This window comes from Streptomyces sp. NPDC059900 (genome assembly GCF_050270335.1).
Classification (GTDB): Bacteria; Actinomycetota; Actinomycetes; order Streptomycetales; family Streptomycetaceae; genus Streptomyces.
In genome coordinates this window covers 1-8,466 of the sequence record NZ_JBNNJZ010000362.1, presented here as the reverse complement: position 1 = coordinate 8,466, position 8,466 = coordinate 1, and the positions used below count along the sequence as shown (strand labels likewise).

The 8,466-nt window shown below is 70.7% G+C and carries 7 protein-coding genes and 1 pseudogene; 5 read left to right on the top strand and 3 right to left on the bottom strand.

What is annotated here, in order from left to right; all coding sequences use genetic code 11:
- Positions 1-562: pseudogene (locus tag ACQKIP_RS32495) on the bottom strand (hypothetical protein); the annotation flags it as partial.
- Between the two features lie 148 nt (positions 563-710).
- On the opposite strand from ACQKIP_RS32495, the gene ACQKIP_RS32490 reads away from it, so the two are divergent.
- The 3 genes from ACQKIP_RS32490 (at position 711) to ACQKIP_RS32480 (ending at position 3,896) form a co-directional block, all read left to right on the top strand.
- A complete protein-coding gene (locus tag ACQKIP_RS32490) occupies positions 711-2,300 on the top strand; it encodes a GMC family oxidoreductase (protein ID WP_365855353.1) in 1,590 nt (529 codons plus the stop codon).
- 83 nt (positions 2,301-2,383) lie between these two features.
- Complete coding sequence (locus ACQKIP_RS32485) at positions 2,384-3,403, top strand: LacI family DNA-binding transcriptional regulator (protein ID WP_365855351.1); 1,020 nt, start codon at positions 2,384-2,386, stop codon at positions 3,401-3,403.
- 250 nt (positions 3,404-3,653) lie between these two features.
- A complete protein-coding gene (locus tag ACQKIP_RS32480; protein ID WP_365855349.1) occupies positions 3,654-3,896 on the top strand; it encodes a chaplin in 243 nt (80 codons plus the stop codon).
- Positions 3,897-3,981: 85 nt separating this feature from the next.
- Here the strand turns inward: ACQKIP_RS32480 and ACQKIP_RS32475 are convergent, their stop codons facing one another.
- Positions 3,982-5,208 carry a glycoside hydrolase family 64 protein gene (locus tag ACQKIP_RS32475; RefSeq protein WP_365855348.1) on the bottom strand — a complete coding sequence of 409 codons (1,227 nt, stop codon included), beginning with the start codon at positions 5,206-5,208 and terminating at the stop codon, positions 3,982-3,984.
- A gap of 220 nt (positions 5,209-5,428) precedes the next feature.
- Between ACQKIP_RS32475 and ACQKIP_RS32470 the strand changes: the two genes are divergently transcribed.
- Positions 5,429-6,229, top strand: a complete 801-nt coding sequence (locus ACQKIP_RS32470) for a VOC family protein (protein WP_365855347.1) — start codon at positions 5,429-5,431, stop codon at positions 6,227-6,229.
- Between the two features lie 188 nt (positions 6,230-6,417).
- Positions 6,418-6,657 carry a WhiB family transcriptional regulator gene (locus ACQKIP_RS32465; RefSeq protein ID WP_365855345.1) on the top strand — a complete coding sequence of 80 codons (240 nt, stop codon included), beginning with the start codon at positions 6,418-6,420 and terminating at the stop codon, positions 6,655-6,657.
- A gap of 12 nt (positions 6,658-6,669) precedes the next feature.
- Here ACQKIP_RS32465 and ACQKIP_RS32460 read toward each other — a convergent pair.
- Positions 6,670-8,466, bottom strand: a 1,797-nt coding sequence (locus ACQKIP_RS32460; protein ID WP_427744926.1) for a hypothetical protein, incomplete at its 5' end; no start/stop codon positions are given.

Below are 8,466 nucleotides of genomic sequence, written 5' to 3'. Positions count from 1 at the left end.
CGTCCGCCGCCTCGTACGCCCACAGGGGCTCTCCGCCCGCGCTCCAGCACCGCAGGCCCGGTTGGCTGAGTTCGTCGTTCCCGAAGACCCCTTCGTCGAAGTAGCCGACCCACAAACGGCCTTCGTGGTCCGTCAGCAACTCCTCTATGGCGTCCCCTGCGCGGAACGCCCACGACTCGCGCCCGAGCGCGTCGAAGACCTGGACATGCTGCTCGGACCTGCGGCTGCGCGCGTCCGCCACGACGAAGCCTCCGTCGGGCAGCGCGTCGATCCGCGGAAAGCGCGCCCGCAGCGCGCTCAACTCCGTCTCGTGGGAACGCCCGTCGGGGCCGACCGTGACGACGGACGCGTCGTACGGCTTCAGCGCGCCGCGCCCGCGGCCGGGCTCGCGCGCGGCGAGAAGCCAGTGCGCCTGCCCGAAGGCGTCGACGGTGCTGTGTGCGATGTGGCGGTCGTGGTGGCGGCGCGGCAGCCGGGCGTACGGGGTCAGTGGTGTCGCCGCTGCGGACGGTACTGCGGGCGGCTTGGCGTGGTGCTGTGCATCGGCCTTTCTGGTCGTCATGTGGAGATCCTGTAGGACACTCCGCTCAAAGAGCCATCCCTTTACCCAGAGGTCCACTTTGGGTGTACTTCTGGTACGGCTCATCCACGCGCAACGCCCCCACGTCCCCTGTGAGCACCTCCGCGAACAGCCATTAAAGGGAGTCGAGTTGAGCAAGGACAGCGTGTACGACTACGTCATCGTCGGTGCCGGCTCCGCGGGATGCGTCCTCGCTTCCCGGCTCTCCGAGGACCCCGCGGTGCGGGTGGCGCTCGTCGAGTCGGGGCCACGCGACCGGAAGCCCGAGATCCGCATTCCGGCGGCCTTCCCGAAGCTGTTCAAGACGCGCTACGACTGGGACTACTCCACCACGAAGCAGTCAGCCCTCGGCGGCCGCGAGCTGTACTGGCCGCGCGGACACACCCTGGGCGGCTCGTCCTCGCTGAACGCCATGATGTGGGTGCGCGGCCACCGCGACGACTACGACGCCTGGGGCGAGGCCGCCGGGCCACAGTGGTCCTACGAAGCGTTCGAGCCCTACTTCCGGCGCGCGGAGCGGTGGACGGGCGGGGCCGGTGCGGACAGTGTGTACGGAACGGAGGGGCCGCTGTGGATCTCCCCGCCCCGCGCCGCCAACCCGTCCACCGCCGCGTTCCTCGACGCCTGCCGCGACGCGGGCCTGCGCGAGCTGCCGGAGCTGAACGAACCCGACCACAGCGGCTTCGCGCTCACCCCGGTCAACCAGCGCCGCGGCCGCCGCTGGAGCGCGGCCGACGGATACCTGAAACCGGCGAGGCGCCGTCGCAACCTGCACGTCCTCACCGAAGCACGCGTGCGCAGACTGGAGTTCGACGGGACACGCGTGGCCGGAGTCATCGCCGACGGTGTTCCCGGCAGACTGATCGCCCGCCGCGAGGTGATCCTCAGCGCGGGCGCCATCGGCTCCCCGCAGCTCTTGCAGGCCTCCGGCGTCGGAGACCCGGACGACCTGGCGAAGGCGGGCATCGAGCCACGCGTCGAGTCCCCGGGCGTGGGCCGCCACCTCCAGGACCACCTCTCCTACGTGGTCACCATGCGCTGCCCGCAGCCCGTCACGCTGACCGGCGCGGACTCCCTGCCCAATGTGGGCCGCTTCCTGCTCGGCGGGCGCGGACCCCTCACGTCGAACGTCGGCGAGGCCGTCGCGTTCATCAAGACGCGGCCCGAACTGACGGCTCCCGACATCGAGTTGATCTACGCGCCGGTCCCCTTCGTCAACCACGGCCTGACCCCGCCCACCGAACACGGCATCACCATCGGCGTGGTGCTGCTCCAGCCGGAGAGCGAGGGCCGCATCACCCCGAAGGGGCCGGGCGTCGGCTCCGCGCCCTACATAGACCCCGGCTATCTGACGGCGGAGGCCGACATCAGCACCCTGGTCGCCGGGGTGCGCCGCGCGGAGGAACTGCTCGCGGGCCGCGCGCTGGCTCCGTACACGGCGGGTCCGATGGGGCCGCATGCCGGCACGGTCGACGACGCGGCGCTCGCCCGGACGATCCGGGGGGCCTGCGAGACGCTCTACCACCCCGTCGGCACCTGCCGGATGGGCAGTGACGAGGGTTCGGTCACCGACCCGGAGCTGCGGCTGCGGGGTGTGACGGCACTGCGGGTCGTGGACGCGTCGGTCATGCCGCGCATCACCCGCGGCCACACGCACGCCCCCACGGTGGCGCTCGCGGAGAAGGCCGCCGAGCTGATCAGGGCGGACGCGCGGAGGTGACGCGGGCAGGGGGGATCTCCTCGGCACACCCGCCGGTCGTATCCTGACCGGCGCACCAGCAGGACGTCCCCGAGGAGCCCCACGTGACCGAGCCGCCGAGCGCCGCCCCGCGCCCCACCCTGGAGGCCGTGGCCGCCCGGGCCGGAGTTTCGAGGGCCACGGTGTCCCGCGTGGTCAACGGCGACGCGGGCGTACGCGAGGTGCTCGCCGAGAAGGTCAGGAAGGCGGTCGACGAGCTCGGCTACGTGCCGAACCGCGCCGCCCGCAGCCTGGTGACCCGCCGCCACGACGCGGTCGCCGTGGTGATCGCCGAGCCGGAGACGCGGGTCTTCGCGGACCCCTTCTTCGCCCTCCAGCTGCGGGGCATCAGCAAGGAGCTGACGTCGCGCGACGTGCAGCTGGTGCTGCTGCTCACGGAGGGCCGCGACGATCACGAGCGGGTCGGCCGCTATCTGTCCGGCGGCCATGTGGACGGCGCCCTCGTCTTCTCCCTGCACCTGGACGATCCGCTGCCCGGCATCATCCAGGGCGCCGGGGTGCCGACGGTGTTCGGCGGCCGGCCGGGATGGCCGGAGGGCACCGTGACCTCTCCGTACGTCGACTGCGACAACCGCGGCGGTGCGCGGGAAGCGGTGCGCCACCTGGTCTCCCTCGGCCGTACCCGCATCGCGCACATCACCGGAGAGCTCGACCAGACGTCGGCGGTGGACCGCCTCGACGGCTTCCGTGACGTCCTGCCGGACGCGGGAGAGCGGTTCGTCGCGCAGGGCGACTTCACCCCGGCGGGCGGCGAGCGGGCGATGCGCGAGCTTCTCGACCGCGTCCCCGACATCGACGCGGTCTTCGCCGCCAACGACCTGACGGCTTCGGGCGCCCTGCGGGTGCTGCGGGAGCGGGGGAGGCGGGTGCCCGAAGATGTCGCCGTGGTGGGCTTCGACGACATGCTGGCGGTGGCCGAGCAGGTGGACCCGCCGCTGACGACGGTGCGCCAGGACATCCAGGAGATGGGCCGCCTGATGGCCCGCATGCTGCTGGCCAAGGGAGAGCTCCCGACGGAGAGCGTGGTCCTGCCGACGAAGCTGGTACGGAGGGGCTCGGCGTAGGGGCACGGCCGTTCCCTCCGCGCGGATCCGGGTCCCTCCGCGCGGATCCGGGTCCCTCCGCGCGGATCTGGATCCCTCCGTGCGGATCCGGGCTCCCCTCCTGCCCTCTGCACGGCTTTCGTGGCCCGTGATCAGCTGCTTATCCCACTAACGGGTGTCCTCGTTCCGCCGCACGGACCACCCGCGTTTTTGTTGTGCGGTGGCCGGGTGAGGCTCGATGCAGCACTTCCCCTCATCCGGAGGTAACACCATGCGCAAGCGCGCAATCCTGGCAGCAGCGGCCTTCGCCGCGGTCACCGTCATCGGCGGGGCCAGCACCGCCGCCGCCGACCCCGGCCCCGGCGCCAACGCCGAGGGCGTGGCCGCGAACTCGCCCGGCGTCCTCAGCGGCAACCTCCTCCAGGTGCCCGTCGACATCCCGGTCAACGTGTGCGGCGACTCCATCAACGTCCTCGGCGCGCTGAACCCGGCCACGGGCAACAGCTGCAAGTAGTTCCTGCCGGAACGGAACGCCGGACCGCCCCGTCGCGACCAGCGCGCGACGGGGCGGTCCTGTTCGGTCGGCCGTGGCGGGGAGGCTACGACCCGACGCTCACCGTCCACCTCCGCGGGTTGCCGTCGTGTGCCGCTCCGGACACGTCGGGCTCACCGTCGGGACGGACGTCGTCGTACGGGAACGCGTATCCGATGGGCGAGTTCGCGTGGACCACCCGGGCCCAGTGGTTGGTCACGTCGCCCTTGTAGTAGTCCCCGGCGCCGGCGCCGTTCGGCTGCTCCGGGTGCGACAGCATGATGCTGCGGTTGAACCCCGCCGCGAGCCGTGCGAGCAGCCCCTTCTTGTCGTCGGGGTCGTCGGGGTTGTTGGCGAAGGGGCCGTGGTTGCAGGTGAAGATGTCCTTCGACGTCGGCTTCGAGAACGTGTGCCCGCCGTTGAAGGTCAGCGTGTCGCCGCTCACCCGGCCGGTGAACACACCCCGGCCGCCCTGGAGGTCGATCTTCAGGTCGGTGCCGCGGTACTTCTCCCACACCTCGTCGATGTAGCCGTCGAACACGTCCCTGAACGGCATCTCGTCAGGGCGGTCGAAGTACGGGGCCATGAGGTTCTGCGGCGAGATGACCCGCAGGGCCTTGCCGTCGTCGCCGCGGATCACCAGGTCGCCCCAGGGCTGCCCGTCCTTGGCCTGCTGGGCGGCGAGGTCGGAGGCGATCTTGTCGACGGCGCCGTCCGGCAGCGGGGCCACCGTGTGCTTCTCGTCCCCCTCCAGGGTCAGGCCGATGGGCAGGGCCGTGACGAGGTCGACGTAGCTGATGTTGGAGTACAGCTGCTCGGTGTTGAAGGTGAATTCGCAGAACGACCAGGTGCGCCCGTAGTTGGGGTCCTCCTTGGTCGCGAAGGCGGGCTCGACCAGCGAGGGACCGGGGTTGAGGAAGAAGTCCAGCTTGTCGTCGCGCACGAAGTAGACGCGCGCGCCGTACATGTGAGGCAGCGTCAGGACCTTGGGCTCCGAACCCGCGGCGCCGAGCGGAATCGCGCAGTCGACGGGCAGCGGGGTCTCGGGGGCCGAAGGGGAGTCGGGACGGTAGACGCCGCCGTCCGGCTTGAGCAGGACCCAGCGGTCGGTGCCCTCCTCGTGTCCGGTGACGTAGGCGTTCACCTTGCCCGGCAACGACTTGTTCTGCAGGGCGATTTCACAGGTCGCGGGGGCTGCCTTGGCGCCGGGGCTGAGGGCGCTTCCCCAGAGGGGGTAGGTGAGGGCTCCGGTGGCACCGGCGGCAGCGGACAGGAACACTCGACGCGATATCACGGAAGAACTCCCGGGATGTGGGGGGATGTTGTGCAGCCGTGGGGGGTGGCTGGCCTTGTGGTGCGACCACTGTTGCGTCGGCGAATTCGGGCGTCAAGAGTTGTGGCTGAGAGCGCTCTCAAAATCCCGTTTCTTTCACAAGATGGCAGCAGGCGCGCACTGTCAGTGCCGGGTGCAAGACTCAGGGGGACGGAAGAGAGATGCGACAAAGGAGTCGATCATGCTCAATAACCGTTATGTCGCGGGAGCCCCCTCGTGGGTCGAACTCGGCACCCCGGACCCGGAAGGCGCCCATGCCTTCTATCGCGCGCTCTTCGGCTGGGAATTCCGCTCGGCCGGCGCCGACTTCGGCGGATACGGCATGTATCAGTCGGACGGCAAGACCGTGGCGGGCGCCATGACCGTCACCGCCGATCAAGCCCCTCCCGCCTGGACGCTCTACTTCAAGACGCCGGACGCCGAGGCGACGGCCAAGGCGGCCGAGCAGGCCGGCGGCAGCACGATGTACGAGGCGATGGACGTGGGCGACCTCGGCCGCATGGCCGTCCTCAGCGACGCCCAGGGGGTCGGCTTCGCCGTGTGGCAGCCGGGCACGCTGAAGGGCCTCGACCTGGTCGACGCCCCGAACAGCCTGTGCTGGACCGAGCTCTACACCCCTGACGTCAACAGCGCCCGGGAGTTCTACGGCTCGGTGTTCGGCTGGGGCACCTCCACCCAGGCCTTCGAGGGCGGTTCGTACACGATGGTGCACCCCGCGGGCGGCACGGAGAACGACATGTTCGGCGGCCTGTGGCCGCTCTCCGACGCCCCGGAGGAAGCCGCGGCCGGGGCGTACTGGACTCCGTACTTCCAGGTGACCGACATAGACGCGGTGCTCGCCAGGGTCGAACCCTCCGGGGGTACGGTCAGGGTGGCACGCATGGACCTGGAGGGCGTCGGCAGCTTCGCCAAGCTCGCGGACCCGTCGGGGGCGCGGTTCGCGCTGATGCAGCCGCAGCCGCAGGCGCCGAGCACCGGCTGAGGGACCCGTGACCGGACGGGGCGGGATATGGGACCGCAATCGGACCCGTCCCGTCCGGTGCATGAGCGGTCCGCCCGCGTTTGGCCCGCGTCCCCCGTGGGGAGGCAGCAGGGGCCCGAAACAGCGCATGTCACGGCGTTGATCGTTCGTTGATCCCTTGTTTCGCGCGCCCTGCAAGCATCGACGGCATGCAGATCCACATGACAGCCGAGCCGGAACTCGCCTGGCAGGAGCAGGCCCTGTGCGCCCAGACGGGATCCGACTTCTTCTTCCCCGAACCCGGCAGCTCCGTGCGCGAGGCCAAGTACATCTGCCAGCTCTGCGAAATGCGCCCGGCCTGCCTGGAGTACGCCCTGGCCCATGACGAGCGGTTCGGCGTCTGGGGCGGCCTCTCCGAGAAGGAGCGGCTCCAGCTCAGGCGTACGTGATCGTGTGCCCCCTCAGGCGTATGTGACCGTGAACCTCCTCGTTCCCGCCGGGATGTGCACGTCGTCCCCCGTCACCGTCAGATCGCGGCCGTCCGCCGTCACCGCCCGCACCGGACCGAACCGGCACGGGTAGACGTACCGCACGCGCTCCGGCGCCCGTGTGATGTCCACGCTGACCTTCCGGTCGCCCGCGTCATGGGTGAGCCGGTAGCCGAACGGCGTGCCGAACAGGTTCGGGGCGTCGGTGACGGCCACCGAAGCGCCGTCCGGCACCCAGTGCGGACGTATGCCCGCAGCGATGTAGAGATGCGGGTCGCGGTCCTCGTCGGCCTCGAAGAAGAGGATGTCGCGGATCAGGAGCAGATACTCCGCCGCGGCCCAGCCGTGCGGCATGTCCCCCATGTACCAGTGGCACGAGGGGACTTCGCGGAAGTCGGAGGCGACGGGGAAGGCGTGCTGCTCGTTCCACGCGCCGAGCGCCACCGCCCGCTCCTCGGACCGCGGCAGCGAAGCGCCCACGATCCAGCCGAGCAGCGCGTCCATCCGGACGGTGTCGCCGGACAGCAGGTAGGCGTGCGCCAGCTGCGTCGTGAGGTAGGGGCCGTAGGTGTTCCAGGCCGCCTCGTGCCGGTAGCCGCCGGTCACGAAGTGCGCGTACATCGTGTCGAGCGTCCAGCGGGCCGCCCGGTCGATGTCCTCGCCCAGCTTGCTGCCCATGTGCAACCGCAGCGGATGGAAGAACGCCGCCGTGCCGATCATCGTCGAGTCGAGCCTGCCCACGTCCGCGGGCCCCGTCGGGATGTACGTCTCCCAGGCACCGCGCCTGCGCTGCTCGTCGAGGACCCAGCGCACCGAGGCCGCCGTCGCCCGCTTCAGGTCGTCGAAGGCGCCCCAGAGTTCGGGTACGTCGGGGGAGCCGATCCGCTCCGCGAGCCGCGCGGCCTCGTACAGGCCGGCGAGGCCCCACAGGTCGTCCCAGTAGTGCGGCTTGTCGCGCTCGCCGAGGTGCTCGGCGCTCCAGCCGCTGTGCAGCAGGCCGTACTGGTCACGGTTGTCCCGCAGCCACCGCGCGGCGTCGACGACGTAGGGCGTGTAGAGCTTCGCCCCGAACCCGGTGGCGCGGCCGTGCGTCCGGTCGAAGCGGCCGATCGCCCACAGTGCCTGGCCGTTGCTGTCCCACTCCCGGTCGTCCTTCTCGTGCGGCCCGCCGTAGAAGCCGTACTCGGCACACGGCCCGATCCGGCCCGTGCCGCGGTTGAACCTGAGCGGGTAGTGCGTGCCCAACTGCCGCTCGGCCAGGGCCGTGTCGCCGACCAGCGAGCAGGCGGTGGCCTCGACGGAGGAGTCCCGGATCCAGAAGGAGTCGTACACGGTGGGGCCCGGATGGATCTCGCCGTGGTCGGAGAGGATCAGGAGCTGTGAGCGGCACTGGCGGAACTGGTCCGCCAAGTGCGCCACCGGCCGCGGCAGTTCGGGCTGCACGCCCTGCGCGATCAGTTTCCCCGTCCAGAAAACCCGGTTGGCCTCCTCCAGGGCGGCAGCAGGCGTGGCCCTGATTTCCGCCAGATCGGCGGCGCCGCTGTAGAGGTCGACGGGAAGCCGTACGTCGAGCTCGAACAGCTCGTCGTCCGCGACCCGGTAGGGCCAGGCGAACGCCGCGCTGCACAGTCCCGCGATCTGGTCCTGCGCTTGCGGGGCGCCGTTCAGCTTGCCGCCGAGGACCAGGCCGTGGAACGCGTTGCGGGTCAGATAGGAGCCGGGGTCATACGTGAAGTCCGGGTTGCCGTACACGCCGTACTGCTCGGGAGG